This window comes from Nocardioides xinjiangensis, assembly GCF_017916455.1.
Lineage (GTDB): Bacteria > Actinomycetota > Actinomycetes > Propionibacteriales > Nocardioidaceae > Nocardioides > Nocardioides xinjiangensis.
Genome location: NZ_JAFMSY010000004.1, coordinates 180,783 through 207,285 on the forward strand (window position 1 = coordinate 180,783; position 26,503 = coordinate 207,285).

Consider the following 26,503-nt stretch of genomic DNA (forward strand, 5'->3'; position numbering starts at 1 on the left):
GCTCCGACGCTGACTGTTAGGCTTCCCCGGGCCCTCCGCCGCACGACGGCGAGGGATTCTCGTCCGCCCGCCGATCCTGGCCGGGCACCCTTACGAAAGAGGAACCAGTGCTAGGCGCGTTCGCCAACGCTTTCCGGACGCCGGACCTGCGGCGCAAGCTGCTGTTCGTCCTGCTGATCATCACGATCTTCCGGCTCGGCTCGCAGGTGCCCACCCCCGGGGTGCACGTGGCCAACGTCCAGGCCTGCATCGACCAGCTGGAGGAGGGCGGGCTCTACAGCCTGATCAACCTCTTCTCCGGCGGTGCGCTGCTGCAGCTCACCATCTTCGCGCTCGGGATCATGCCGTACATCACGGCGTCGATCATCCTGCAGCTGCTGGTCGTGGTGATCCCACGCCTCGAGGCCCTCAAGAAGGAGGGCCAGGCCGGGCAGACGAAGATCACCCAGTACACCCGCTACCTGACGCTCGGCCTCGCGGTCCTCCAGGCCACGGGCATCGTGGCGCTGGCCCGCAACGGCGCGCTGCTGCAGGGCTGCACCCGCGACCTGCTGCACGACGACGGCACGGCGACGTTCCTCGTCATGGTCGTCACCATGACCGCCGGCACCGCGGTCATCATGTGGCTCGGTGAGCTCATCACCGACCGCGGCATCGGCAACGGCATGTCGATCCTCATCTTCACGCAGGTCGTGGCCACCTTCCCGGCGTCGCTGTGGAGCGTGCAGACCTCGCAGGGCTGGGTCACCTTCACCGTCGTGATGATCGTCGGCCTGATCCTGGTCGCCGGCGTGATCTTCATCGAGCAGGCGCAGCGCCGCATCCCGGTGCAGTACGCCCGCCGGATGGTCGGCCGCAAGATGTTCGGCGGCAACTCGACCTACATCCCGCTCAAGGTCAACCAGGCCGGCATCATCCCGGTCATCTTCGCCTCGTCGCTGCTCTACCTGCCGGCGATGGCGGTCCAGTTCAACCCCGAGAGCAGCAACCCGGTTCTCGACTTCGTGAGCACCTACTTCGTCAACGGCGACCACCCGCTGTACATGGCGACCTACTTCGCGCTCATCATCTTCTTCACGTACTTCTACGTCTCGATCACCTTCAACCCCGTCGAGGTGGCGGACAACATGAAGAAGTACGGCGGCTTCATCCCCGGGATCCGGGCGGGCAAGCCGACCGAGGACTACCTGTCCTACGTCCTGTCCCGCATCACGTTCCCTGGAGCTCTCTACCTCGGCCTGATCTCGCTGGTCCCGCTCATCGCCTTCGCGGCGATCGAGGCCAACCAGAACTTCCCCTTCGGCGGCACGTCCATCCTCATCATGGTCGGCGTGGCCCTCGACACCGTGAAGCAGATCGAGAGCCAGCTCCAGCAGCGCAACTACGAAGGATTCCTCCGCTGAAATGAGACTCATCCTCATGGGCCCGCCGGGCGCCGGCAAGGGCACCCAGGCCAAGGTCGTGGCCGACCACTTCGGCATCCCGGCGATCTCGACGGGGGACATCTTCCGGGCCAACGTCTCCCAGGGGACCCCTCTCGGCGTCGAGGCGAAGCGCTACATGGACGCCGGCGAGTACGTCCCGGACGAGGTCACCAACCTGATGGTGCGCAACCGGATCGACGAGGCGGACGCCGCTCCCGGCTTCCTCCTCGACGGCTACCCCCGCACCCTGGCCCAGGTCACCGAGCTCGACGGGATGATCCGCTTCACCGGTCACCAGCTCGACGCGGTCGTCGTGCTGACGGTCGACCCCGAGGAGCTCGTGCAGCGCCTGCTGCACCGCGCGCAGACCGACGGTCGCGCGGACGACACCGAGGACGTCATCCGCCGGCGCCAGGAGGTCTACGCCGAGCAGACCGAGCCGCTGATCGACGTCTACCGCGACCGCGGCATCCTCATCGAGGTCGACGGCATGGGCGAGGTCGACGAGGTCACCAAGCGCATCTTCGGGGCGCTCGACGTGGTCGCCCAGAGCTGACCCCGGCAGGCTGCGCACCATGGCGTTCCGCGACCGCGGGATCGAGATCAAGACGGCCGAGCAGATCGACCTCATGCGCGTCGCCGGCCGGCTCGTGGGGGAGACGCTGGAGCTGCTGCGCGCCGCCGTGCGGCCCGGGGTGACCACGCTCGAGCTCGACACGCTCGCCGAGGCGCACATCCGCGACCACGGCGGCGTCCCGTCGTTCAAGGGCTACAGCCACCCGCCGTTCCCGGCCACCATCTGCGCGTCGGTCAACGAGGAGGTCGTCCACGGGATCCCCGGCGACCGGGTGCTGGTCGAGGGCGACGTCATCTCGATCGACTGCGGGGCGATCGTCGAGGGGTGGCACGGCGACGCGGCCGTCACGGTCCCCGTCGGGGAGGTCGCTGCCGACGTCACCGAGCTGCTGCGCGTCACCGAGGAGTCGCTGTGGCGCGGCATGGCCGCGGCGCGGCTGGGTGGACGCGTCACCGACATCAGCCACGCCATCGAGACCTACGTCCGCGCCCAGGGGCGCTACGGCATCCTCGAGGACTACACCGGCCACGGCATCGGCACCGAGATGCACATGTCGCCCAACGTGCCCAACTACGGGCGGCGCGGACGTGGCCCCACGATCGTGGAGGGGCTGGCGCTGGCGGTGGAGCCGATGGTGACCCTCGGCAGCAAGCACACCGACCTGCTCGAGGACGAGTGGACGGTCGTCACCGTCGACCGGTCGCTCGCCGCGCACTTCGAGCACACCTTCACCGTCACCGACCGGGGCGCGTGGGTGCTGACCGCCGTCGACGGCGGCGAGAAGCGCCTGCGCGAGCTCGGCGTCCCATTCGGCGGACGCTGAGGGGCGGGTTCGCGCCCGTCGCGAGCCCCGTGACAGACTGACCGGGTTGGAGGGGAGTATTCCCCGGCAGTGGTGTCGTCAGTACGGCGCCCGCGCGAGCGGGGCCCGGTGCCGCTGGTCCCTCGCCCCTCGATCGAGCCGGGGCGGGCGGGCGGAAGAGACCTCCGGAGCCACGACCTGTTCACAGCACCGGAGGTATCGTCCGTGGAAGTCACCCCCCTCGTCTGGGGCATCACCGTCGCCGTGACGGTGGGTGTCCTGCTCTTCGACGTCGTCATGATCGCGCGTCGCCCCCACGAGCCCACGATGAAGGAGTGCGCGATCGCGCTCTCCTTCTACATCGGTGCGGCGCTCGCGTTCGCCGCCTACATCTTCGCCGCCTACGGCCGCGAGATCGAGGCGGACGGCAGCGCGGGTGAGCTCTACGGAGTGCAGTTCCTCACCGGCTGGCTGGTCGAGTACAGCCTCTCGGTCGACAACCTGTTCGTCTTCATCGTGCTGATGGCCGCGCTCAAGGTCCCGCGCAAGTACCAGCAGGAAGCCCTGATGGTGGGCATCATCCTGGCGCTGATCTTCCGCGGCATCTTCATCGCGGTCGGTTACCAGCTGATCGAGAACTTCGCCTGGGTCTTCTACATCTTCGGCGCGTTCCTCATCTACACCGCCTACGGCCTCGTCAAGAGCTACCGCCAGCACGAGGACGAGCACCCCGAGGACAACCGCGTCGTCAAGTTCGCGCAGTCCCACATGAACGTCGGCGACCAGTGGCACGGCCTCAAGCTGTGGTACCGCGAGAACGGCACCCGCTTCGTCTCGCCGATGTTCATCGTCATCCTGGCCCTGGGCCTGACCGACATCATGTTCGCGCTGGACTCCATCCCGGCGATCTTCGGCATCACGCAGGAGCCCTACCTGGTGTTCACCGCGAACGTCTTCGCGCTGATGGGCCTGCGCCAGCTCTACTTCCTGCTCGGCGGCCTGCTCAAGCGCCTGGTCTACCTCTCGCTCGGCCTGTCGTTCATCCTGGCCTGGATCGGTGTCAAGCTGATCATCCACGCCATGAAGGAGGGCGGCATCATCGGTTGGGAGGTCCCGACCCTGCTGAGCCTGGCGGTCGTGGTGGTGACCCTCGTGATCACGGCGGTGGCCAGCATCGCCAAGACCCGCGGCGTCCCGGACGAGGAGCAGGACGTCTCCCTGCAGAGTCCCGTCGAGACGCTCGAGGACACCGTCAAGCGCGACGAGGGCTGAGCGCCCGCGAGAGCACGCGACACCCGTACGACGTCCGCGTCGGTCGCGGCAGGGGGGACCCGCCGCGGCCGGCGCGGACGTCCGTGCGTCCCAGCACCGGGGGACGCGACGACCGCGCCGCCGTGCGCGCGTCAGGTCACGACACGCACTGGCTCGCGCTGGGCGAGCTGTCCTGCCCGCGCGTCATCCGCACGTCGAGGCAGACCGGCTCGTCGGTGCGCACCAGCAGCCGCCGCCGGGGCGTGTCGCCGTACTCGCCGGTGTCGTCGCGGTGCCAGCTGAAGCTGTCGCCCGGCTCCACGTCGACGGGAGGCCGCCACTCGAAGAGCACCCCGCGCGGCGTGCGGCTGCCCGTGAGCGAGACGGCCTCCGTCAGCTGGTCGGGCACCACGGGCTCGGGCGTCCGGGACCGGGGCGGGACGACCACGCCGGGATCCTCCTCGCGGTCGCCGCCGAGCACCAGGAACCCGACCAGGACCGCGGCCACCGCGGCCGCCACGCCCGCCCACACGAGCCCGGGCACGCCGCTCCTGCCGCCCTCGCCCTCCGCCTGCGCCGGCACCGGGTCCTGCGCGGCGATGCGGCGGGGACCGCTCGCCGAGATGACCGTCACCGGCTTCATCGCGGTCGCGTCCTCGGGGACGACGGGTACCTCCGGTGGCGCCACGGCGGCGTCGGGCCGGTCGCCCTCCACCGCGACGGCGGTCCGGGGCCAGCCGGCCGCCGCCTCGATCCGCTGCAGGGCGCGGGCCAGCTCGAGGGCGCTGGCGGGTCGGTGCTCGGGCCGCTTGGCCAGGCACTGCTGCAGCAGCCGGTCGAGCGCGGGCGGCACGTCGGGGCGCTGGGTGGCCGGGGGAGCGGCGTGCAGGATGCGCGCGCTGAGCGCCCGGGTGGAGTTGTCGCCGGAGGGGATCGAGAAGGGCGACCGGCCCACCAGCAGGTGCCAGATCGTGGCGCCGAGGGAGTAGACGTCCGAGGCGACCGAGCCGTTGGAGCGGCCGTCGAGGAGCTCCGGCGGCGACCACGGGTAGGAGATCCGGACGTCGTTGTCGCCCTCGACGTCGGCGATGTGGCCGGCGATGCCGAAGTCGGTCAGGGCCGGCTCGTGGTAGGTGGTGACGAGGACGTTGCTGGGCTTGATGTCGCGGTGCAGGATCCCGGACCGGTGTGCGGTCTCGATCGCGCTGGCGAGCTTGATGCCGGTGGACACCGCGTCGACGGGCGCCATTGGGTTCGACCGCACCCGCACGCCGAGGTCCGGCGGGGGGCAGTAGCGCATGACGAGGAACGGACGACCGCCCTCGGCGGTCACGCCGGCCGTGATCACCGAGACGATGTAGGGGTGGTCGGCCAGCCGTGCCATCGCGTTGGCCTCGGCCGTGAAGAGGTACTTCTCCCGGTCGGTGAGCGGCACGTCGGGGCGCACGACCTTCACGGCCACGCGCTGGCGCGGCCACTGCTGCTCGTAGAGGAACACGTCGGCGAAGCCGCCGCTGCCCAGGTGCTCGACGAACGTGAACCCGGGGATGACGGGGGCGCTCACCGGGCGACCGCCCCCGTCTCGAAGCGCACGGCGTAGACCTGGGCCATGTCGAGGACCGTGCCCGGCTCCAGGACGTACGCGTCACCCGGCCGCATCCGCTGGGGCTCGCGCCCGGGCGGTGCGATGGTCGTGCCGCCGCGGCTCTCGAGGTCGCGCGCCACGACGTCCCAGCCGTCGAGCTCGACCTGGAGGTGGCGGCGGGAGACGAAGGAGTGGTCGGCCGGCAGGTGGACCAGGTGCGGCCAGTCGGTGCTGCCCTCCGGGGGCGCGGGCTTGCGACCCAGGATCACCCCCCGGTCGAGCGGCACCACCTCGCCGGTGGGCAGGCGGAGCCCCCCGAGCGAAGGACGCTCGACCCGGCGCGGTTCCTGGGGTGCGACCCGCTGGTGGCACACGCGGCACTGCGGCGCGGCCGGCGGGGTGAGGTGCCCGAGCGGGCAGCTGACCGCCAGCACCGTCGGGGCCGTGCTGTGCGCGAGGTGCGCCGGGCGCGTCGACGTCGGCCCGGCCGCGTCGGCGGCCGGTGCGGTGTGCGGGGCGGACGCCGGTCGGATCGTGGTGTGCGTGCCCTCCTCGATGCGCTCCACCAGCAGCGGGTCGGGCTCGGCGGTGTCGGGAAGGGCGCCGGTGTCCTCCACGCGCCGGCGGACCCGGTTGCGGGGAGGTGGGCCGTCGGGCCCCTTGGCCGCCAGGATCGAGGCCGGGATGCCGTCGATGAGGGCCCCCGCGGGCGCGGGCGGCTCGGAGGCGCGCGCGTGCTGCACGGGCGCAGCAGTGCGGAGGGACACCGGCTCGAGCTCCACGCGGCCGGCTGCGACGACTCCGCCCACCAGGCGTCGCAGGGGAGCCACGCCGTCGGGGTCCGCGCCGGCGTCGATGCTCAGCACCCGCACCGGCCCGGCGAGGCGGACGTGGCCGGTGCCGCGCGAGAGCGTGGTGGACGCCCCGGAGGTGAAGTCGACCAGGGCCAGGCCCGGCGGGTCGCCCTCGAAGGCCTTCTCGACGACCGCCAGCACGCGCTCGGCGACGCTCGCGCCGGAGGGCGCGGTCAGCGACACGACGTCCCAGATCTCCTGCACCACCCGCTCGTCAGCGGGGTCGCTCAGCAGCACCCAGTGGGCGCCGCTGCCGATGAGCACGCCCGACCCGTCGGCGTAGCGCGCCTCCACGATCACCGCCGACCCCCCTCGTCCACGCCCACCGCTCCATCATCACCCATGACGGCAGACGGGTGCACACGGTTCGGACTTGTCGAAAACTTGTCGCAAGTTCCGGGACATACTTACCCTCCAGTGGGTGACTGCGGTGGGCGCAGGCCATCCGTGGGGGTCAAGGGGGACCGGCGTGGGACGTGCGACTGCTCTGCGTCGCCACCGGGCGGGCATCGCCTCGGGCGTCGCGCTGGCGATCGCCTGCACCGCCGTGGTCGTCCAGGCGCTCGGCGCCCAGGGCTACAAGAAGCACGAGGCCGACCTCAACGACGGCGGGGTGTGGGTCGTCAACGGCAGGAAGGGCTGGTCCGGCCGGCTCAACAAGCCGATCAACCAGCTCGACGGCGTCGTGCCCAACCAGGACGGCAAGGCGCGCCTCGACGTCGTCCAGGACGGCGCGGCCGTCGTCACCCTCAACGCCGACGCCAGCCGCGGGCAGGCCCTGGAGACGAGCCGCCTGGAGGCGCAGGACGGTGGCGCCGCGGCCGTCCCGGTCTCCGGCGACGTGCGGATGGCCGGGGGGACGCTCGCCACCGCCGACGCCGAGACCGGTGACCTCTGGGCGGTGCGCTACGACCCGCAGGTCGGCAAGCCGGTGATGACCGCGGTGGACCGGCAGACCGACCCGCTCGCGACGGCGGGCGAGGGCGCCGCCCTCGCCGTCAGCCAGTCCGGCACGATCGTCGCCACCTCGACCGAGGAGGGCACCCTCACGACGGTGCCGCCCGAGGGAACCGGGTTCGGCAAGCCGCGGACCCGTGACCTGCCCGCCGACGCCGGCCGGGTCTCCGAGGTCACCACCGTCGGCGACCGCGTCGTCACGCTCGACAGCGACGCCGGCGTGCTCGGTGTGCTCGACGGTGCCACGGCGTCCGTCCCGCCCGGCAGTCGGCTCCAGCAGGCCGGCCCGTCCTACGACGCCGTGCTGGTCGGCGCGCCCGACGGGTTGCTGAGCGTCGACCTCGAGTCCGGCGACGCCACCACCGTCTCCGACATGGCAGGCACGCCCGCGGCTCCCGTACGCCTCGGCGCCTGCGTCTACGGCGCGTGGTCCGGCGGACTGGGCGCCGTCGCGGTGCAGTGCGGCTCGGACGAGGTGAACGAGGACCCGCTGGGCGGCGACGCCACCAGCCTGGCGTTCCGCGTCAACCGCGGGGAGATCGTGCTCAACGACGCCAACAGCGGCACCGTCTGGGACGTCCAGCAGGACCGACCGGTCGAGATCGACAACTGGGAGGCGTTCACGTCGAAGAAGAAGGACGACGAGGACGACGACGAGAACGAGAACCAGACCGAGGCGGATCGCCGCCCGCCCCGGGCGAAGCCCGACTCCTACGGCGTCCGTGCGGGCCGCACGACCGTCCTGCACCCGCTCGACAACGACTCGGCCCCCGACGGGCGCCTGCTGAGCATCGTCGACGTCGACCAGCCCTCGGGCGGCGCTCGCGTGGAGATCAGCCCCGACGGCCAGACGCTCGTCCTGCAGATGCCCGACGACGCCCGCCCCACGCGGTTCGACTACTTCATCGACGACGGCCGCAACGGCGTCTCGGCGCACGCCGCGATCGACGTGACCGTGCGGGGCACCGGGCAGAACGAGCCGCCGACGCTGCGCGAGGGCTACGAGAAGCCCACCTACAAGGTGCCGCACGGCGGCGCGCTCGCCGTACCGGTGCTCTCGGACTGGCGCGACGACAGCGACGGCGACACGCTGCTGCTGGACTTGGCCCAGGCGGTCGGGGGCGAGGAGTCGGGTGCGCGCGCCCGTACGACGGCCGACGGGCGGATCCGCTTCTCGGCGCCGACGGGACCGGCCGACGGCGCGCAGCTGGTCCGGGTCGAGCTGGCCGTGACCGACGGCCGCTCGGCACCGGTGCGCACGTCGATGAGCTTCCAGGTGCAGGCGCCGAAGGACCAGACGTCGTTCGCGCCCAGCGCGGAGCCCGACGTCGTGCGCGGCGAGGTCGGCAAGCCGATCAAGATCCGTCCCCTGCTCAACGACCTGCCGGGGTCGGACCCCAACGACACCGACGCCGAGCTCGCGCTCGGCGGCAAGGTGCCCCAGCAGCCGGGGGCGAAGATCGTCTCCGACCTCGACTCCGGCCAGATCACCTTCACCGGCGACCGGGCCGGCACCTACTTCCTCAGCTACGACGCGGGCTACGGCAACGCGCCGCTCGACCAGGGCACCATCCGGGTCGACGTGAAGCCGCGGCCCAAGCGCGCGGCCGACCCGATCGCGATGCCCGACACCCTGACGGTCTACGGCCAGGCACCCGGCACCGTCGACGTGCTCGCCAACGACCTCGATCCTGCCGGCGGGCTGCTGGTGGTCCAACGAGCGGCGGGGGACCGGCCCGGGCAGCTCGACGTCGCCATCGTCGACGGCCGCTGGCTGCGGATCTCGGCGGTCCAGCCGACACTCGCTCCCGCCACCCAGACGGTGTCGTACACCATCAGCAACGGCACCAGCACGGGAGTGCGTGGCGAGGTCGTGGTCACCCAGCGTCCCGCCCCGGCCGACAACACGCCGATCACCGTCTCCGACCGGGTCGTGGTCCGCGCCGGCGCGTCGGTGTCGGTGCCCGTGCTCGACAACGACGTGTCGCCGGCCGGCGACCGGCTGACGCTGCTGAACGACCTCGTCGAGAGCCAGACCCCCGGCCAGCTCGACGTCGCCGCGCCGATCGACGTGACCGGCGACCTCGGCAGCGCGTTCGTGTCCGGCAGGGTGGTCCGCTACGTCGCTCCCGAGGCGATCGAGGACCGCGACACCTACACCATCACCTACGTCGCCCAGAACCTGGAGGGCAAGCGGGCCCCGGGCACGCTCAAGGTCACGATCGTCCCCGCGGACGACCCCAACGACCCGCCCGAGCCCCCGACGCTGGAGGGGCGGGTGGTGTCCGCCGACTCCGTGAAGATCCGCGTCCCGAGCGTGGGCGTGGACCGCAACGGCGACCCGGTCACCGTCACCGGCATCACCTCCGCGCCGCGCCTGGGCCGCATCGTGGCGGTGGGCGGCAACTTCCTGGAGTACCAGGCCTACCCCCGCACGGTCGGCACCGACGAGTTCACCTACTCGGTGGTCGACTCGCAGGGCGCCTTCGCGACCGGCACGGTGCGGGTCGCCGTGGTGGCGCCCGGCCAGCCGCAGCCGCCCCTGGCCGTCGAGGACCGGCTCACCGTCGAGCCCGGCCGCACGGCGACCTTCGACCCGTTGGCCAACGACTTCATCGCGGCGGGCGACGCGGTCGAGGTCGAGCTGCTCGACGCCCCCGGCGGTGCCACGCTGGACCCCGAGACCAACCTGGTGACGGTGCCGGCGCCGGACGCGGCGGACGCGCCGCCCACGGTGCTGGTCTACCGGGTCACCAACGGGCTCGACGAGTCTCGCTCGACGATGACCCTGACGACCGCCCCGGACCACAACAACCCGCCGGTCGTCCACGACGCGTTCGGCCGGGCCGACGACAGCGGCAGCGTGGTGGTCGACGTGCTCGAGGGTGCCTACGACCCTGACGGTGACGCGGCCGACCTCGCGGTCGCCGAGGTGTCCGGGGACGACTCGGCCCGGGTGGTCGACGGCGTCCAGGTGAGGGCCGACCGCGGCGAGGCCCCGAAGGTGCTGCCGTTCGTGGTGCGCGACGCCGACGGCGCCACGGCCGCCGCGTCGGTCTACATCCCGCCGACGGGCAACGGCCTGCCCTACGTCCTGCCCGACGCGCTCATCGAGCTCGACTCCGGCGGCAGCACCAGCGGCAAGGTCTCCGACTACGTCGCCGCTCCCGACGGCGCCCAGGTGCGGCTGGCGTCCGGGCGCCGGTCGTGGTCGGCGTCGCCGTCGGCGCTCGTCGCCGGCCCCGACGGGGACAACCGCTTCACCCTCTCGGCGTCGCCCGGCTTCCGCGGCCCGGGCGCGCTCCTGGTGGAGGTGACGACCGCGAGGGACGCCAGCGGCAACGAGGACGCCACGACCGTCGACGACGGCGTGACGGCGCTGCTCTCGATCCCGGTGCAGGTCGGTGACGACACCCCGTCGCTCGAGTGCCCGTCCACCGTCGTGCCCATCTCGGCGGGCCAGCGCGTCGACCTCGACATCGCGACCTTCTGCAAGGTCTTCACCCTCGACCCGCGCGACGCCGCCGGCCTGGCGTACTCCGCCGAGTGGAGCCAGTCCGTCGACGGGGTCGACGCCGGCGGTGTCGAGGGCTCCGTCGTCGCGATCAGCGCGGCCGACACCGCCACCCAGGGCGGAGAGGCCGTGCTGGCCGTCCGGGCGGGGGAGAGCAACACCGAGGAGGTGCGGTTCCGGCTGGCGCAGGCGCCGCCGCCGCGGCTGTCGCCGATCCGCGTCGAGACGATGGAGGCGGGCCAGAGCCGGACCTACGACATCGGCGCCTACCTCCGGGCCGGGGTGGCCGAGCCCGACCCGACCATCGTGTCGGTCCAGAGCACCGGCAACCCCGGCGTCCGCGCGACGACCGAGGGGAGCCGGCTCACGCTGACCGCGGAGCGCGACACCCGAGGGGTCCGCGCGAGCTTCCGCCTGGTCGTCAGCGACGTCGCCGACTCCGACCCGCCGTCGTCGCGCACCGCGGAGGGCAGCATCCAGTTCCAGGTCATCGGCACCCCCAGCCAGCCGGGCGAGCCGCGGCCCTACCAGACCAACTCCGAGGTCGGCACCATCAAGATGTCGTGGGCCCCGCCCGACGACGACGGCGGCGCGCCGATCACCCACTACGTCGTCCGCGAGGAGCGGCGAGGCGCGACCCAGCGGTGCGACACCAACGAGTGCGTCTTCCGCAAGCTCCAGACCGGTGGGCGCTACAGCTTCCGCGTGCAGGCGGTCAACCGCGTCGGGGCCAGCGAGTGGAGCGACCTGTCCCGCTCCGCGCGGGCCGACACGGCGCCCGGGCGCGTCCAGGACATCACGATGGCCGACCGGGGCAACCAGCAGATCACCGTGGCCTGGGACCGCCCGGCGACGAGGACCTCGCAGATCCTCGACTACACGATCACCTGGGCGGGCGGCCAGGCGGTCGTGCCGGGCGACGTCACCTCCTACACGGCGACCGGTCTGGACAACAACGAGAAGTACGTCTTCACGATCAAGGCACAGAACGCGGTGGGCTACTCACCGCCGCGGCCGTCCCCGGAGATGCAGTCGCTCGGTACGCCGCCCGTCCCGGCCGCGCCCGCGGTGACCGACCTCGAGGCCGGCGCGAACCAGACCAACCTCCGCATCAGCTGGCAGCCCGTCCTGCCCGAGGGGCCGGGACCCACCGTCTACACCGTCAGCTACGCCAACGGCGCCACGTCGGGTCCCGTGCCCGGGTGCCAGCGGACGGCGTCGCTCACCTGCACGCACACCGGCGTGCCCTACGACGGCCTCGTCTACACCTACCGGGTGGTCGCGGCGAACCAGCCGCTCGGTGAGCCCGGCAACCGGTCGCAGCCCAGCGAGGGCACGTCGATCGAGGCCGTCGGTCGGCCCGCCGCGTGGGGCGCGTTCCAGGTGCGGGCGACCGGCGCCAACCAGGAGGCCGAGGTCACTTACACGGTGCCCGACTCGCGCGGCAGCACCAGCAGCGTCGGCGTCCTGGTCGGTGGACAGGTGGTGCGCGACTTCGACCAGCAGACCGGCACCAACACCGTGCGGTTCGCGACGCCCAGCAACGAGCAGCCCTACCCCGTCCAGCTGCGGGTGTGCAACGAGGACGCTCCGGTCGGCTGCACGCTGAGCGGGCAGCAAAACGTGCAGACCTACGGCCGCCTCGACGGCATGCTCGACGACGTCGGTCCCGGACGGGTGAACGGCAGGACGGTGACATGGACCATCACCGGCACCAGCAACGGCAACCCGAGCATCGTGGAGGTCCAGGTCGACGGAGGCGCCCCCGAGCTGTTCCGTCCGGGCGGGCCGGGCCGCTTCTCGTTCGAGAAGACGTACACCGCGTCGGGCTACAACCAGAACGCCACCATCTCGGTGCGCCTGTACGACGACGACCCCGGCGGCCGGGGAGAGGACCGCTCCTCCCGCACGGACCGTTCCGGCCCGCCCCCAGCGCCCGCAATCGGCGTGTCCCGAGGCGCCGCGTGCACCGACGGTGACCTGGACGCCGGCAACGACTGCTGGGACGGCCCGCCCGAGCGACCCTGCGACACCGCGTCCTGCGGGTTCGTGCACTTCAGCGTCACGTTCGCGCCCGACGCGCCCGACGCCATCTGGCGCTGCCGGTTCGACAAGTTCCCGTGGCCGTCCTCGCGGGTGGCGCAGGGTGCGGGCAGCTCCTCCGGCCAGGTGGATGCCTACTACGACGCCGGCGAGACGGTGTCGGGCCGGTGCGAGTTCTCCGCCAACTACCCGGACCAGTCCTTCAGCTTCGCCTTCCCTCCTCCGTAGCCGACGCCGCCGCCGGGCCGAGGTCCGCCGGGCCCGCATGCTCGTACCTCGCGACTCACCGACACCACCAGGAGCACCCTTGACGATCAGCCACGAACAGGCCGAGTGGTTCAGGTCGACCTTCGACCAGCTCACGGACAACATGGAGAAGGCCGTCCTCGGCAAGCGCCACGTCGTCCGTCTGGCGCTGACCTGCCTGCTCTCCGAGGGGCACATCCTGCTCGAGGACTTCCCCGGCACGGGCAAGACCATGCTGGCGCGGGCCCTCGCCAACACCGTGCAGGGCAGCCACGCGCGGATCCAGTTCACCCCGGACCTGCTGCCGTCGGACGTCACCGGCGTCACGGTCTACGACCAGCACAAGGGCACGTTCGAGTTCCACCCCGGCCCGATCTTCCACACGATCGTCCTAGCCGACGAGATCAACCGGGCCTCGCCCAAGACCCAGTCGGCGCTGCTCGAGGTGATGGAGGAGGGCCGGGTGACCGTCGACGGCGTCGCCCACCCCGTGGGCAGGCCGTTCCTCGTGATCGCCACCCAGAACCCGATCGAGCAGGCCGGCACCTACCGGCTCCCCGAGGCGCAGCTCGACCGCTTCCTGATGAAGACCTCCGTGGGCTACCCGGACCGTCAGGCCACCGTCGAGCTGCTCAACAACGCCGCCGTACGCGATCGCGCGGCGCTCGTCACGCCCGTGATCACCGCCGCCACCATCGCGCAGATGAGCGGGCTCGCCGACGACGTCTACGTCGACCCGGCGGTCATCGGCTACGTCGCCGAGCTCGCGGAGGAGTCGCGGCGCCAGCCGCACGTCAAGCTGGGTCTCTCGGCCCGCGGCTGCCTGGCCTTCGTGCGCGTCGCCAAGACGTGGGCGGCCGCGGACGGGCGCGACCACGTGGTGCCCGACGACATCAAGGACCTCGCGGAGCCGGTGCTCTCCCACCGCCTGCTCCTCGACGCCGAGGCGCAGTTCAGCGGCGTCGACGTGCAGACGGTGATCTCCCGCCTGCTCGACGCCGTCGCCCCGCCGACCGACCGCGTGGGGGTCTGACGCGTCCGATGGGCCCACAGGGATTCAGGGGGCGGCTGAACGACGCGCTCGAGGTGGTCAAGCCGATCGGCTGGCTGGTCGTCGGCCTCGGCCTGGGCGCGCTCCTCGTCGCCGTCTTCACGCTGTGGCGCGAGCTGGCGGTCCTGGGCACCGCGTGCCTGGTGCTCGTCGCGCTGGCGCTGCCCTTCCTGGTGGGTCGCACGACGGTCTCGGTCGACCTGCGGCTGCAGCCCGAGCGGGTGGCCGCGGGGGAGTCGGTGGCGGCCGGTGTCCTGGTCGTCAACCGTGCGGCCTCCCGCCTGGTCCCCACGACCCTCGAGGTCCCGGTGGGCTCGGCCGTGCACCGCTACGGCATCAGCTCGCTGGCGCCGGGCGCCGCCCACGAGGAGTCGTTCACGATCCGCACGGAGCGGCGGGGGGTGATCGCGGTGGGGCCGGCGATGACCCGGCGCGGCGACCCGGTCGGCATCTTCTCGCGCGACGTCGTCTGGACGCCGGTCCGGGAGGTGCTGGTGCGTCCGCACCTGGTGCCGATGGAGTCCCTCGGCGCCGGCCTGCTGCGCGACCTCGAAGGCGTCTCGACCGACGCCGTGAGCCAGAGCGACCTCGCCTTCCACGCCCTGCGCGAGTACGTCCCCGGCGACGACCTGCGCCACATCCACTGGCGCTCGTCGGCCAAGGTGATGGCCTCCACCGGCGAGTCCGCGCTGCTGGTGCGCCAGTACCTCGACACCCGCCGCAGCCACGCCACCATCGTGGTCGACGACCGGCTGGCGTCGTGGGCCGACCCGGAGGACTTCGAGACCGCGATGGCCGTCGCCGCCTCCATCGCCGTGCGGGCGGTGCTCGACGAGTTCGACGTGTCCTTCGTCTGCGGCCGCCACGCCTCGTCCGGCTCCGACGGGCACCTGGCCCTCGACGCGGTCTGCCGCGCCGACTTCGGCGACCGCGGCCTGGTGGAGTCCGGCCGGCAGGCCACCGTGCTGGCACCCGACACGAGCCTGGCGTTCTTCGTGGGCGGCAGCGAGTCGCCGTTCACCGACATGCTGCGCTGCGCCGCGGCGTTCCCGCCCGAGGTGCGTCGCTTCGGCATCGTGGTCGACCCCGCCGGCAACAGCCGCGTCACCGAGACCGGCGGCCTGCCGGTCCTCCACCTCGCCGCCAAGGACGACCTCGGCGGCCTCCTCCGGTGGAGCGTCCGGTGAGCCCCCGTCGGGGCGCGCGCCGGAGCCCCGGCGGCCCCGGCGGCCCCGGTGGCACGTCGCCCTCCGTGACCGGCACCCGCACCCGCGTACGGCCCCACGCGCTGCTGCCCGACCGGCACTCGTGGACCGACATCGCCTTCACCCTCGCCCTGGCCGGGGTGGCCCTCACCGCGTTCGGCACGTCGTTCACCGGGGTGGGCTACCTCGTCGTCGGCATGGCGGGGGTGGTCATCGCGGTGGTGGTCACGCACCTCACCCGCGCAGCGGGGTGGCCGGTCGTCTCGTCCGTCGTGATCTGCCTGGCCCTGTTCTTCCTGCTGGGCGGTCCGCTGTGCCTGCGCTCGCTCGGCGACACCTACGCCCTGCCCGGTGGTGCGACGCTGGCGCGCCTCGCCGACCAGGCGGTCTTCGGCTGGAAGGACCTGCTCACCACGCTGCCGCCGGTCGACGGCGACGGGCCGCTGCTGGTGCTCCCGTGGCTGGCGGGGATGCTCGCCGGTCTCATGGGCCTGAGCCTGGCGCACCTGCCGGTGCGGCGCGCCTGGCTGGCCGCGATGCTCCCCGTCGTCGGCATGACGGTCGTGCTGTCCGGCGCCATCCTGCTCGGCGTCCGCCACCCCCAGTCGCTGCTCGTGCAGGGCTCGGTGTTCACCGGCCTGGCGCTCGCGTGGCTGGCGGTCCGGGCCCGCCGGGCCAGTGCCACCGTGCACGGCGGGGCCACGTCGTACGTCAGGGGCGTCGGGGCGGTGGCCATGCTCGCCGCGGCCGCCGGCATCGCCTACCCGGCGAGCGCGATCTTCACCGAGGACGACACCGAGCGCGCCGTCGCGCGCAACTGGGTGGAGCCGCCCTTCGACATCGGGCGATACCCCTCGCCGCTCGCCGGCTTCCGCAAGTACGTCGACCTCAAGGGCAGGACCGACGCCACCAACGTCTACGACAAGGCGCTGCTCGACGTCGAGGGGGTCCCGGCCGGCACGCGGGTCCGGTTCGCCACGATGGACCGCTACGACGGCATGGTGTGGGGGGCGAGCGACGACGCGCTGCCGGGTCCGGCCGACGACTCCTTCCAGCGGGTGTCGTCGACCATCGACAACCCCGTCGAGGGCGAGGCGGTCGACGTCACCGTGACCCTCGGCGAGGGGTGGAGGGGCGTGTGGCTGCCGACCGTCGGCGCCCTGCAGTCCATGCAGTTCGAGACCAGCGACGCCCGGACCAAGGCGGAGGTGTTCCGCTACAACCTCGCCACGTCGACGGCGGTCGTCCCGACCGGCATGCAGCCCGGGGACCGCTACTCCTTCACGGCGGTGCGACCCGACGACGAGCTGACCGACGAGACCGTCGGCTCCTCCGAGCTCGCGCCCCTGCCGAGCGGGGCGACCTTCATCCAGGGACCGACCGAGAAGTGGACCGAGGACGCGGGCCCCGACCCGATGGACCGTGTCCTGGCCGCCGCCGAGCACCTGCGCACGCAGGGCAGGTACTCCGACGGCGTGGGTCGCACCGAGCGCATCTACGTGGCCGGACACAGCGTGTGGCGCCTCTCCGACGAGTTCGTCAACGCCCCGCAGATGGTCGGCAACGACGAGCAGTACGCCGCGACCATGGCCCTCGTCGCCAACGGCATCGGCGTCCCCGCACGGGTCGTGCTCGGCGCGGTCGTGCCGGAGGACGGCACGGTCATGGGCAAGCACGTGTCCGCGTGGGTGGAGCTGCGCGCCGCCGACGGCTCGTGGAAGACGCTGCCCACCGAGGCGTTCATGTCGACGACGCCGCCGGCCGAGCAGATGCCCGAGACCAACACACCGATGTCGGGGACGGTGATCCCGCCGCCGAACCCGATCCCGCCGCCGTCCGACGCGGGGGAGCAGAGCGACGCCGACCTCAAGGAGCGCAAGGCGACCCGCAAGAAGGCCGACGAGGACGAGGAGAGCCTCATCCCGGGCGTGCCGTCCTGGCTCGGTGTCGTCCTGGGCTACGTCGGCGTGCCCGTGCTCCTCGTCGCGCTGGTCCTCGGCGGCATCGTCGGGCTCAAGGCGTTGCGTCGCCACCGTCGTCGCAGCGCCGGCTCGCCGTCGGCACGCTTCGTCGGCGCCTGGCGAGAGCTCGTGGACCACGCCCGCGACCTGGGGCAGGTCGTCCCACTGGGCCCGACCGTCACCCGTCGCGAGCAGTCGGTGGGCATCGTCTCCGGCCAGGCCGGGGCGCTCGCCCGCCGGGCGGACAGCTTCGTGTTCGGCCCGCGCACGCCGGAGGCGGGCGCCGCGAGGTCCTACTGGGAGCAGGTGGACGCCGAGCGGCGCGCGATGTCGCAGGAGGTGGGGCGCTGGCAGCGCGTCCGCGCCGCGATCAGCCTGCGGTCGCTGCGACGCACCTCGCCCGGGGCGGTGCGCGGCCGGCGCCCCGACGCCCGCCCGGAGGCCGGCGCCGCCGCGACGGACGCCGCGGCCCCCGCGACCGGGCGTGTCGTGCCGACCGCGCGGCGTTCGCGCCGGGTTCGCTGATTGGCGTTCTCGCAGGTCGCCTGACTAGACTGGCTCGTCGGCCCAACGTGGGCTGTGTGTCGTGGTGCCTCGCGGCTGCCCGGATCTCGTGCGACTCGTCCCTGACGTGTCGGTGCGCGCCCGGGAAGGGGCTCCCGGGACGCCCCACGAGGTCCACCGGCCACCTGCGCGCAGGAGCCGGGCGGTTCCCGGGCCGACGGTAGACACGCATTTTGATCCAGCACTGCGACAGATTGTGGAGGACATGCCGAAGAAAGAAGGCGTGATCGAGATCGAGGGCACCGTCGTGGAGGCCCTCCCCAACGCCATGTTCCGCGTGGAGCTGGCCAACGGGCACAAGGTGCTCGCGCACATCAGCGGCAAGATGCGCCAGCACTACATCCGGATCCTCCCCGAGGACCGGGTCGTGGTGGAGCTCTCGCCGTACGACCTCACCCGGGGTCGGATCGTCTACCGCTACAAGTGACACTGCCAGCCGAGTAGCGAGCCAGCTACACCGTGAGAAAGGCGTTGACATGAAGGTCAACCCGAGCGTCAAGCCCATCTGTGACAAGTGCAAGGTCATCCGCCGTCACGGCCGGGTCATGGTCATCTGCGAGAACCCCCGCCACAAGCAGCGGCAGGGCTGAGCGACCTCGTCCGGCTCCGCCGGACGAGCAGGGCGAGCGGCGCGGCCGCTTGCGGCTCGACCCGAGCAGGACCACCGCACCACCGCACAACTGAAACACCACAACGTGATCGCTAGGCCGGGCACCGCCCGACCGAAGTCACCTCCGGAGCACTGGCCGGAGCCCACCCGAGGCGGGATGGGACGCGACACGACCAGAAACCAGCGCACGAACAGACAAGGAAACCGCCACATGGCACGCCTCGTTGGTGTTGACCTCCCGCGCGACAAGCGCATCGAGGTCGCCCTCACCTACATCTACGGCATCGGCCGTACCCGCGCCAAGCAGCTGCTCGAGACCACCGGTGTCGACCCGAACGCCCGCGTCCACACGCTCGGTGACGAGGAGCTGGTCAAGCTTCGCGACGAGATCGAAGCCAACTTCAAGATCGAGGGTGACCTCCGGCGTGAGGTCCAGGCGGACATCCGCCGCAAGATCGAGATCGGCAGCTACCAGGGTCGCCGCCACCGCATGGGCCTCCCGGTCCGCGGCCAGCGCACCAAGACCAACGCGCGCACCCGCAAGGGCCCCAAGCGCACCGTCGCCGGCAAGAAGAAGGCCAAGTGATCGCACGCCTCACGGCGTCTCACTGACCTCTTCCACGAAGCTTCCCGACCAGAACCTCAGGAGTTACTGAATGCCTCCCAAGAGCCGCGCGACCAAGGTGCGCCGCAAGGAGAAGAAGAACGTCGCCCAGGGCGAAGCCCACATCAAGAGCACGTTCAACAACACCATCGTCACGATCACCGACCCGACCGGTGCGGTGATCTCGTGGGCCTCTGCCGGCACCGTCGGCTTCAAGGGCTCGCGCAAGTCCACCCCCTTCGCCGCCCAGATGGCTGCCGAGGCCGCCGGCCGTCGCGCCATGGACCACGGCATGAAGAAGATCGACGTCTTCGTCAAGGGCCCGGGCTCGGGTCGTGAGACCGCCATCCGGTCGCTGGGTGCCATCGGCCTCGAGGTCGGCACCATCCAGGACGTCACGCCCACCCCGCACAACGGATGCCGGCCGCCCAAGCGCCGCCGCGTCTGACCCGAGACTGAGAAAGAGAGACTGACACATGGCCCGCTACACCGGTCCCATGACCCGCAAGTCGCGCCGTCTCGGTGTCGACCTCGTCGGCGGCGACTCCGCCTTCGAGAAGCGTCCCTACGCCCCCGGCCAGCACGGCCGCGGCCGCATCAAGGAGTCGGAGTACCTGCTCCAGCTCCGTGAGAAGCAGAAGGCGCGCTTCACCTACGGCGTGATGGAGAAGCAGTTCGTCCGCTACTACAAGGAGGCCAGCCGCCGCCAGGGCAAGACCGGCGACAACCTCCTGCAGCTGCTCGAGTGCCGCCTCGACAACGTGGTCTACCGCGCCGGCTTCGCCCGCACGCGCCGCCAGGCCCGCCAGCTCGTCGTGCACGGCCACTTCCTGGTCAACGGCAAGAAGGTGGACATCCCGTCCTACCAGGTCACCGACCACGACATCATCGACGTGCGCGAGAAGTCGCTGGAGCTGACCCCGCTGATCGTGGCCCGTGAGACCCACGGCGAGCGCGTCGTCCCCGCCTGGCTCGAGGTCATCCCCTCGCGGATGCGCATCCTGGTGCACCAGGTCCCGGTCCGGGCGCAGATCGACGTCCCGGTCCAGGAGCAGCTCATCGTGGAGTACTACTCCAAGAAGTGACCCACCGTCGGTGGCCGCCCGCGCCCCGGGCGGCCACCGACGCCCCGCTCTTCCCCTCGCCAACTCCATCAGGTTCGGATCCGTCAAATAGTGGGTGGATCCGGAAAGGAAAACTCCGTGCTTATCGCTCAGCGCCCGACCCTCACGGAAGAGACCGTCGACGAGTTCCGCTCGCGGTTCGTCATCGAGCCCCTCGAGCCCGGCTTCGGCTACACGCTCGGCAACTCGCTTCGTCGTACGCTCCTCAGCTCCATCCCGGGTGCCTCGGTCACCAGCATCAAGGTCGACTCCGTCCTCCACGAGTTCTCGACGATCGAGGGCGTCACCGAGGACATGACCGAGATCATCCTCAACCTCAAGGGACTCGTCGTCTCCTCCGAGCACGACGAGCCGGTCGTGATGTACCTGCGCAAGTCCGGTGCCGGTGACGTCACCGCCGCCGACATCACCCCGCCCGCCGGTGTCGAGGTGCACAACCCCGAGCTCAAGATCGCCACGCTGTCCGACAAGGGCAAGCTGGAGATGGAGCTCGTCGTCGAGCGCGGTCGCGGCTACGTCTCGTCCGTGCAGAACAAGGGCGCCGACAACGAGATCGGCCGCATGCCCGTCGACTCGATCTACAGCCCCGTGCTGAAGGTGACCTACAAGGTCGAGGCGACCCGTGTCGAGCAGCGCACCGACTTCGACAAGCTGGTCATCGACGTCGAGACGAAGCCGTCGATCCGTCCCCGCGACGCCATCGCCTCGGCCGGCAAGACCCTGGTGGAGCTCTTCGGCCTGGCCCGCGAGCTCAACGTCGAGGCCGAGGGCATCGACATCGGCCCGTCGCCGGTCGACGAGCAGCTCGCCGCCGACCTGGCACTGCCGGTCGAGGACCTCCAGCTGACGGTCCGCAGCTACAACTGCCTCAAGCGCGAGGGCATCCACACCGTGGGTGAGCTGATCTCCCGCTCCGAGCAGGACCTGCTCGACATCCGCAACTTCGGCGCGAAGTCGATCGACGAGGTGAAGGCCAAGCTCGTCGAGATGGGCCTCTCGCTCAAGGACAGCGCGCCCGGCTTCGACCCGCACGCCGCCCTCGCCGCCTACGGCGACGACGACGACGACGCGTTCATCGAGGACGAGCAGCTCTGAACCCCCGGGCTCCGGCCCGACCTCACCCAAACCGACCGGCGCCGCCGGTCGTCTACCCGGGTACCTGACACGGCCCGAGAGAAGAAAGGCACCCCATGCCCAAGCCCAAGAAGGGTCCCCGCCTCGGCGGCAGCCCGGCCCACCAGCGCTTGATGCTGTCGAACCTGGCGACCGCCCTGTTCGAGCACGGCCGGATCACCACCACTGAGACCCGGGCGCGCCTACTGCGCCCGGTCGCGGAGAAGCTGATCACCAAGGCCAAGCGCGGCGACCTGCACAACCGTCGCGAGGTCCTCAAGACCATCCGTGACAAGTCGGTCGTGCACACCCTGTTCACCGAGATCGCGCCGACCTTCGCCGAGCGTCCCGGTGGCTACACCCGGATCACCAAGATCGGCCCCCGCAAGGGCGACAACGCCCCCATGGCGATCATCGAGCTGGTGACCGAGGCCTACAGCCCCAAGGCCCCGTCGACGAAGAAGACCGAGGCCGCTGCCGCTCCCGCGCCGGCCGCCGAGGCCGCTCCCGCCGAGGTCGAGGCCGAGGGCGTCGACGGCGAGACCGAGGTGCTCGACACCGAGGCCACCGAGGTCGAGTCGGCCGAGGCGCAGGCCCAGGGCGACGCCGCCGAGGTCACCGACGCGCCGGAGGCCTCCGAGGCCACCGACGAGCCGGCTGCCGAGGACGACACCAAGGCCTGATCCAGGTCCACCCGCACCACGCGAGGCCCGCCACCCTTCGGGGCGGCGGGCCTTCGCGCGTCCCGGGCGCGGACGTCGTACGCCCGAGCGGTGCGTGGGGCAGGTTTTCGCGGGCAGGAAGCTGCCTCACGCACCGCTGGCGCGGAGGTCGTGGGTCGAGCGGTGCGTGGCGCAGGTTTCCGCGGGCAGGAAGCTGCCTCACGCACCGCTGACGCGGTGTTGTACACCCGACCGGTGCGTGAGGCAGATTTTCGCGGGCAGGAACCTGCCTCACGCACCGCTGACGCGGAGGTCCAGGGTCGTACGCCGAGCGAGCGGGGCCGGTCAGAGCGCCGCGAGGACCGCGCCGGCGTCGAGGCTGCGGGGCGGGCCGCCCGTGGCGGCCAGCCTCCGCGTCGCGGCCACGACGGCCTCGTTGACCGGCGTCGGGAGGCCGAGGAGCCTGCCCTGGAGCACGACCTCGCCGGCGAGGTAGTCGATCTCGGAGTCTCCGGTGGCGCGGGTCAGGCTCTGCCACGTCGACCCGCCCCGGCGATCGAGGTCGGGGCGGCGCACGAGGATCGACCCGCGCCGGGCGCGGTCCTCCTCGGCGCTCACGACCGTGGCGCCCGCCGCGGCGAGCACCTGCTCCCCCTCCGCCTGCGCCAGCTCTGCGAGCCGGTCGGCCTCCTCGCCCTCGGCGAACGAGGCGTCCACGCCGTTGCCGAGGTTCATCACCAGCTTGCGGCGCTTCATCGCCATGATGTCCTCGCGCTCCACCGACTCGATCCGCGCGGCGCGGAGGTCGGCCGACACCGCGGCCGTGGTGGCGTCGGTGCCGCCCGGGAAGCGGCCGATGTCGAGGATCGCCGGCGTGGGGTGGCACGAGGCCACCACGACCCCCGGCTCGAGGTGGGTGGCCGGCAGCATCACGCAGACGGCGTACGTGCGGGCGAAGAGCCGCAGCACCGCCAGCTCGGTCGCGACGCCGTTGGTCAGGCAGACGACCGGCACGTCCGCCGGAGCGTGGGCCCGCAGGTCCGCCAGGGCGGCGGCCGCCTGGTGCGACTTCACCGCCAGCAGCACGACCGTGTCGTCGGTCCACTCGACGTCCGCCGCCGAGTCGGTGGCCGGCGCGTCGACGCGGTGGCGGCCGTCGCCGGCGTCGAGGGTGAGGCCGCGGGCGCGGATCGCCGCGAGGTGCTCGCCGCGGGCGACCAGCGTGACAGCGCTGCCGGCCCGGTGGAGGTGTCCGCCGACGACCCCGCCGACGGCGCCCGCGCCGTACACCACGTATCGCATGCCCCGAGCCTAGGAGCGCCCGCGGCGCGGGTCAGGCAGGCGGTCGCCAGCCGGGATCGCGGCCCACGAACGCCATCAACCGGTCCACGACCGGCGCGTCGTCGGGCACGGGCACGGCGGGGCCGTACTGGCCCGACTCGCGCAGCAGCTGCTCCATCGGCCGCATCCCCTCGAGCAGCCGGCCGGCGAAGTCCTCGTCGATGCGCGCCTCCTGGCCGCCGGCGCGGGCGAGGTCCCAGGAGTGCATGACGACGTCGGCGGTGTAGAAGCGGTCCACGGTGTCGGCGAGCGAGTGCGTCCCGACCCGGGGGTGCGTGAAGGTCTCGTCGCCGCGCTCGTCGAGGAGCGCCTGCACGGCGCCGGCGTGGTGCCGCCACGCCGCGACCGGGTCGTCGGCCACCGCGGGACCGGAGGGCAGCTCGACGCCACCGGCGGCGAGGAAGCCGGGGAACCACGACACGAGGTGGTCGACGACGTCGCGCGCGGTCCAGCCGTCGACCGGTGAGGGGGCCGACCAGTCCGGGGTGTGCGCGGCCAGCCGGGAGAACTCCCCGGCCGCGGCCTCGTGGCGGGCGGCCGGGGACTCGGGCAGCGCCATCACAGCTCGCCGTCGGCCAGCAGCGTGTCGATGGCGGCGTACCCGTCGTCGACGCCGACCTCCATGCCGCTGCGGAGCCACGCGTCGCGGTCCTCGAAGGAGCCGCAGAGGCTCACCGCGTGGAGCCGCGTGCGACCGTCGCCGAGGTCCTCGAAGGTCAGCGTCTCCAGCGAGACGCCGTCGGGCATGCCGTCCCAGGTGAACGTCTGCACGATGCGGTCCTCGCGCACCGTGTGGAAGCAGCCGTGGAAGGACGTCTCGAAGTCCTCTCGGCCGTCGCTGCCACGGGCGGTGTAGCTCCAGCTGCCGCCGTCGCGGGCGTCCCAGTGCGTGATGTCGGCGCCCACACCCGTGGGCCCGATCCACCGGGCGAACAGCTCGGGGTCGGTGTGCGCCCGGAACAGCTGGGCGGGCGTGGCGGCGAAGTCGCGCCAGATGTGGATGGCGGGCACCTTCTCGTCCGCCTCGATCGCGGCCTCGGTGTAGCGGGTCGTGCGGGCGTCCTGCGTGGTGGTCATGATGCGGTTCCTTCCTGCGATGCGGTGGAGCGGTGGGTGGTGTCGTCGTCCTGCATCCGCGCGAGCACGGCGTCGAGGCGCGTGAAGCGCTCCTCGGCCCGTCGGCGGTAGCGCTCGATCCATCTGGTCATCAGGTCGAACACCTCGGCTTCCAGGTGCACCGGCCGGCGCTGGGCCTCCCGGGTCCGGGTCACCAGGCCGGCGTCCTCGAGCACCTTGAGGTGCTTGGAGACGGCCTGGACGCTCACGTCGTACGGCGCGGCCAGCTCGTTGACGGTGTGGTCGGCCTCGGTGAGCCGGGCCACCATGTCGCGACGAGTGGGGTCGGCCAGGGCGGCGAAGACGCGGGAGAGCTGGTCGGTCACGGAACACCTTCTTCAACTGATTGGTTGAATACAAGGTAGGCCCGCTGCGGCGTGGTTGTCAACCAGTTGGTTGAGGAACGTCGCGCGGGTCGGCGGCCGCGCCGCTTCCGCGCGGCCCGGCCGCCCGGCCTAGGATCGCTGCGTGCGCCTGCGGATCGACTGTGCCTACGACGGCGCGGAGTTCTCCGGCTGGGCGGCGCAGCCGGGCCTGCGCACCGTCCAGGGCACCCTCGAGGCGGCTCTCGCCACCGCGCTGCGCGTGCCGGACGTACGGGTCACGGTGGCGGGCCGCACCGACGCCGGGGTGCACGCCCGCGGCCAGGTGGCGCACCTCGACGTGGACCGCGACGTGGTCCTCGCGTCCGCCGGGCGCTCCGCCGATCCACCGCTCGAGGCGCTCGCGCGCCGGGTCGACGGGATCCTGCCGCCCGACCTGCGCGTACGCCGGGTGGTGGAGGCGCCGGACGGCTTCGACGCCCGCTTCTCCGCGACCTGGCGCCGCTACGCCTACCGGATCGCCGACTCACGCGAGCTCGCCGACCCGCTGGTGCGCGGTCACGTGCTGACGTGGGGCCGCCGCCTGGACCTGGACGCGATGAACGAGGCGTCGGCATCGCTCGTCGGACTGCGCGACTTCGCCTCCTTCTGCAAGCAGCGGGAGGGGGCGACGACGGTGCGCACCCTCCTCGACCTCCGCTGGACGCGCGACGACTCCGGCCTCGTGGTCGGGACGGTGCGGGCCGACGCCTTCTGCCACAACATGGTCCGCGCCCTCGTCGGGTGCCTCCTGGCGGTCGGCGAGGGGCGCCGGCCGCCAGGCTGGCCGGCCGAGGTGCTGGCCGGCAGGCGCCGCGACCAGGGCGTACGGGTGGTGCACGCCCACGGCCTGACCCTCGAGGAGGTCGGCTACCCCGACGACGAGGACCTGGCCGCGCAGGCCGGACGAGCCCGAGCACGACGAGAGGCGATCGATGCCTGAGCACTACTTCTCCGCCGACCCCAGCGTCCCCTTCGAGCGCGAGCGCTTCACCGCCGAGCTCTGGGGCAGCACCCTCGCCTTCGACACCGGGGCCGGGGTGTTCAGCCGCGGCCACCTCGACCACGCGACGGCCGTCCTCTTCCACGAGCTGGAGCCCCCGCCGCAGGGCCAGTTCCTCGACCTCGGCTGCGGCTACGGCGTCATCGGGCTGGCCATCGCCCGCGCGGTGCCGCTCGCCAACGTCACGGGCGTCGACGTCAACGAGCGCGCCCTGCTGCTCGCCAACGAGAACGCTCGAGCGGCCGGCCTCGACTCGCGCTTCGTGGCGTGCCTGCCGGACCAGGTGCCGGGCAACCAGGTCTTCGACGAGATCTGGTCGAACCCGCCGATCCGCATCGGCAAGGAGGCGCTGCACGCGCTGCTGCTCACCTGGCTACCCCGACTGACGCCGGACGGCCGGATGGTCATGGTCGTCGGCAAGAACCTCGGCGCCGACTCGCTGCAGCGCTGGCTCACCGACGAGGGGTGGCCCACGGAGCGGCTGGCCAGCCGCAAGGGCTTCCGGGTGCTGGAGACCCGGCGCGGCTGAGGGCT

The 26,503-nt window shown here is 72.2% G+C and carries 23 protein-coding genes; 17 read left to right on the top strand and 6 right to left on the bottom strand.

Translation table 11 applies throughout. The annotated features are described in order from the left end of the window. Positions 1-107: 107 nt before the first annotated feature. The 4 genes from secY (at position 108) to J3P38_RS15955 (ending at position 4,075) form a co-directional block, all read left to right on the top strand. A complete protein-coding gene (secY, locus tag J3P38_RS15940; RefSeq protein ID WP_210439935.1) occupies positions 108-1,403 on the top strand; it encodes a preprotein translocase subunit SecY in 1,296 nt (431 codons plus the stop codon). A 1-nt stretch (position 1,404) separates the two neighbouring features. Continuing rightward, positions 1,405-1,980: an adenylate kinase gene (locus J3P38_RS15945; protein ID WP_210439936.1), complete on the top strand. Its 576-nt coding sequence runs from the start codon at positions 1,405-1,407 to the stop codon at positions 1,978-1,980. Positions 1,981-1,999: 19 nt separating this feature from the next. Further along, on the top strand, positions 2,000-2,824 hold the full coding sequence (gene map, locus J3P38_RS15950) for a type I methionyl aminopeptidase (protein WP_210504326.1): 825 nt from the start codon (positions 2,000-2,002) through the stop codon (positions 2,822-2,824). Between the two features lie 204 nt (positions 2,825-3,028). Beyond that, entirely contained in the window at positions 3,029-4,075 is a 1,047-nt protein-coding gene (locus tag J3P38_RS15955; RefSeq protein ID WP_210504327.1) for a TerC family protein, read from the top strand. Positions 4,076-4,211: 136 nt separating this feature from the next. On the opposite strand, the gene J3P38_RS15960 is transcribed toward J3P38_RS15955, so the two are convergent. Together J3P38_RS15960 and J3P38_RS18470 are read right to left on the bottom strand one after the other, a co-directional pair. Beyond that, positions 4,212-5,618, bottom strand: coding sequence for a serine/threonine-protein kinase (locus tag J3P38_RS15960; protein WP_210504328.1), 1,407 nt, complete (start codon positions 5,616-5,618; stop codon positions 4,212-4,214). Further along, on the bottom strand, positions 5,615-6,793 hold the full coding sequence (locus tag J3P38_RS18470; RefSeq protein WP_210504329.1) for an FHA domain-containing protein: 1,179 nt from the start codon (positions 6,791-6,793) through the stop codon (positions 5,615-5,617). The genes J3P38_RS15960 and J3P38_RS18470 overlap by 4 nt, the downstream gene beginning before the upstream one ends. A gap of 169 nt (positions 6,794-6,962) precedes the next feature. On the opposite strand from J3P38_RS18470, the gene J3P38_RS15970 reads away from it, so the two are divergent. From J3P38_RS15970 to rplQ, 11 genes are all read left to right on the top strand, one after another. After that, on the top strand, positions 6,963-13,235 hold the full coding sequence (locus tag J3P38_RS15970; protein ID WP_210504330.1) for an Ig-like domain-containing protein: 6,273 nt from the start codon (positions 6,963-6,965) through the stop codon (positions 13,233-13,235). Positions 13,236-13,314: 79 nt separating this feature from the next. After that, positions 13,315-14,286 carry an AAA family ATPase gene (locus tag J3P38_RS15975; RefSeq protein ID WP_210439942.1) on the top strand — a complete coding sequence of 324 codons (972 nt, stop codon included), beginning with the start codon at positions 13,315-13,317 and terminating at the stop codon, positions 14,284-14,286. Between the two features lie 8 nt (positions 14,287-14,294). Further along, complete coding sequence (locus J3P38_RS15980) at positions 14,295-15,491, top strand: DUF58 domain-containing protein (protein ID WP_210439943.1); 1,197 nt, start codon at positions 14,295-14,297, stop codon at positions 15,489-15,491. A 65-nt stretch (positions 15,492-15,556) separates the two neighbouring features. Next, a complete protein-coding gene (locus J3P38_RS15985) occupies positions 15,557-17,995 on the top strand; it encodes a transglutaminase-like domain-containing protein (protein WP_210504331.1) in 2,439 nt (812 codons plus the stop codon). A gap of 244 nt (positions 17,996-18,239) precedes the next feature. Then, positions 18,240-18,461, top strand: coding sequence for a translation initiation factor IF-1 (gene infA, locus J3P38_RS15990; RefSeq protein ID WP_056599768.1), 222 nt, complete (start codon positions 18,240-18,242; stop codon positions 18,459-18,461). A gap of 49 nt (positions 18,462-18,510) precedes the next feature. Further along, positions 18,511-18,624, top strand: coding sequence for a 50S ribosomal protein L36 (rpmJ, locus tag J3P38_RS15995; RefSeq protein WP_004008316.1), 114 nt, complete (start codon positions 18,511-18,513; stop codon positions 18,622-18,624). 231 nt (positions 18,625-18,855) lie between these two features. After that, positions 18,856-19,230, top strand: a complete 375-nt coding sequence (rpsM, locus tag J3P38_RS16000) for a 30S ribosomal protein S13 (RefSeq protein WP_210439945.1) — start codon at positions 18,856-18,858, stop codon at positions 19,228-19,230. Between the two features lie 70 nt (positions 19,231-19,300). Further along, the gene (rpsK, locus tag J3P38_RS16005) at positions 19,301-19,696 is read left to right on the top strand and encodes a 30S ribosomal protein S11 (RefSeq protein ID WP_056906616.1); all 396 of its coding nucleotides are present in this window, start codon (positions 19,301-19,303) and stop codon (positions 19,694-19,696) included. A 28-nt stretch (positions 19,697-19,724) separates the two neighbouring features. Beyond that, entirely contained in the window at positions 19,725-20,333 is a 609-nt protein-coding gene (rpsD, locus tag J3P38_RS16010) for a 30S ribosomal protein S4 (protein WP_210439946.1), read from the top strand. Between the two features lie 117 nt (positions 20,334-20,450). Next, positions 20,451-21,467, top strand: a complete 1,017-nt coding sequence (locus tag J3P38_RS16015) for a DNA-directed RNA polymerase subunit alpha (RefSeq protein WP_210439947.1) — start codon at positions 20,451-20,453, stop codon at positions 21,465-21,467. Between the two features lie 95 nt (positions 21,468-21,562). Then, complete coding sequence (gene rplQ / locus J3P38_RS16020; protein ID WP_210439948.1) at positions 21,563-22,168, top strand: 50S ribosomal protein L17; 606 nt, start codon at positions 21,563-21,565, stop codon at positions 22,166-22,168. Between the two features lie 324 nt (positions 22,169-22,492). On the opposite strand, the gene J3P38_RS16025 is transcribed toward rplQ, so the two are convergent. From J3P38_RS16025 to J3P38_RS16040, 4 genes are read right to left on the bottom strand one after another with little or no spacing between them, the layout of a single operon-like run. Beyond that, positions 22,493-23,449, bottom strand: a complete 957-nt coding sequence (locus J3P38_RS16025) for a ketopantoate reductase family protein (RefSeq protein WP_210504332.1) — start codon at positions 23,447-23,449, stop codon at positions 22,493-22,495. A 31-nt stretch (positions 23,450-23,480) separates the two neighbouring features. Beyond that, positions 23,481-24,047 (bottom strand): TIGR03086 family metal-binding protein, encoded by a 567-nt coding sequence (locus J3P38_RS16030; protein ID WP_210504333.1) that lies wholly within the window; start codon positions 24,045-24,047, stop codon positions 23,481-23,483. Continuing rightward, on the bottom strand, positions 24,047-24,565 hold the full coding sequence (locus J3P38_RS16035; protein WP_210504334.1) for an SRPBCC family protein: 519 nt from the start codon (positions 24,563-24,565) through the stop codon (positions 24,047-24,049). Before J3P38_RS16035 ends, J3P38_RS16030 begins: the two co-directional genes overlap by 1 nt. Beyond that, positions 24,562-24,930 (bottom strand): ArsR/SmtB family transcription factor, encoded by a 369-nt coding sequence (locus J3P38_RS16040; protein WP_210504335.1) that lies wholly within the window; start codon positions 24,928-24,930, stop codon positions 24,562-24,564. Before J3P38_RS16040 ends, J3P38_RS16035 begins: the two co-directional genes overlap by 4 nt. Positions 24,931-25,072: 142 nt before the next feature. On the opposite strand from J3P38_RS16040, the gene truA reads away from it, so the two are divergent. Beyond that, a complete protein-coding gene (gene truA / locus J3P38_RS16045) occupies positions 25,073-25,909 on the top strand; it encodes a tRNA pseudouridine(38-40) synthase TruA (RefSeq protein ID WP_210504336.1) in 837 nt (278 codons plus the stop codon). After that, complete coding sequence (locus tag J3P38_RS16050; protein ID WP_210439954.1) at positions 25,902-26,498, top strand: class I SAM-dependent methyltransferase; 597 nt, start codon at positions 25,902-25,904, stop codon at positions 26,496-26,498. Before truA ends, J3P38_RS16050 begins: the two co-directional genes overlap by 8 nt. Positions 26,499-26,503 lie beyond the last annotated feature (5 nt).

What these genes read in the sequence shown, in the direction of transcription:
- rpsM (WP_210439945.1), top strand. Translation starts at nt 18,856, where the DNA reads ATGGCACGCCTCGTTGGTGTTGACCTCCCGCGCGACAAGCGCATCGAG.
- J3P38_RS16025 (WP_210504332.1), bottom strand. Translation starts at nt 23,449, where the DNA reads ATGCGATACGTGGTGTACGGCGCGGGCGCCGTCGGCGGGGTCGTCGGC.
- J3P38_RS15980 (WP_210439943.1), top strand. Translation starts at nt 14,295, where the DNA reads ATGGGCCCACAGGGATTCAGGGGGCGGCTGAACGACGCGCTCGAGGTG.
- infA (WP_056599768.1), top strand. Translation starts at nt 18,240, where the DNA reads ATGCCGAAGAAAGAAGGCGTGATCGAGATCGAGGGCACCGTCGTGGAG.
- J3P38_RS16035 (WP_210504334.1), bottom strand. Translation starts at nt 24,565, where the DNA reads ATGACCACCACGCAGGACGCCCGCACGACCCGCTACACCGAGGCCGCG.
- rpsK (WP_056906616.1), top strand. Translation starts at nt 19,301, where the DNA reads ATGCCTCCCAAGAGCCGCGCGACCAAGGTGCGCCGCAAGGAGAAGAAG.
- map (WP_210504326.1), top strand. Translation starts at nt 2,000, where the DNA reads ATGGCGTTCCGCGACCGCGGGATCGAGATCAAGACGGCCGAGCAGATC.
- rplQ (WP_210439948.1), top strand. Translation starts at nt 21,563, where the DNA reads ATGCCCAAGCCCAAGAAGGGTCCCCGCCTCGGCGGCAGCCCGGCCCAC.
- rpmJ (WP_004008316.1), top strand. Translation starts at nt 18,511, where the DNA reads ATGAAGGTCAACCCGAGCGTCAAGCCCATCTGTGACAAGTGCAAGGTC.
- J3P38_RS16030 (WP_210504333.1), bottom strand. Translation starts at nt 24,047, where the DNA reads ATGGCGCTGCCCGAGTCCCCGGCCGCCCGCCACGAGGCCGCGGCCGGG.
- rpsD (WP_210439946.1), top strand. Translation starts at nt 19,725, where the DNA reads ATGGCCCGCTACACCGGTCCCATGACCCGCAAGTCGCGCCGTCTCGGT.
- J3P38_RS15945 (WP_210439936.1), top strand. Translation starts at nt 1,405, where the DNA reads ATGAGACTCATCCTCATGGGCCCGCCGGGCGCCGGCAAGGGCACCCAG.
- J3P38_RS16050 (WP_210439954.1), top strand. Translation starts at nt 25,902, where the DNA reads ATGCCTGAGCACTACTTCTCCGCCGACCCCAGCGTCCCCTTCGAGCGC.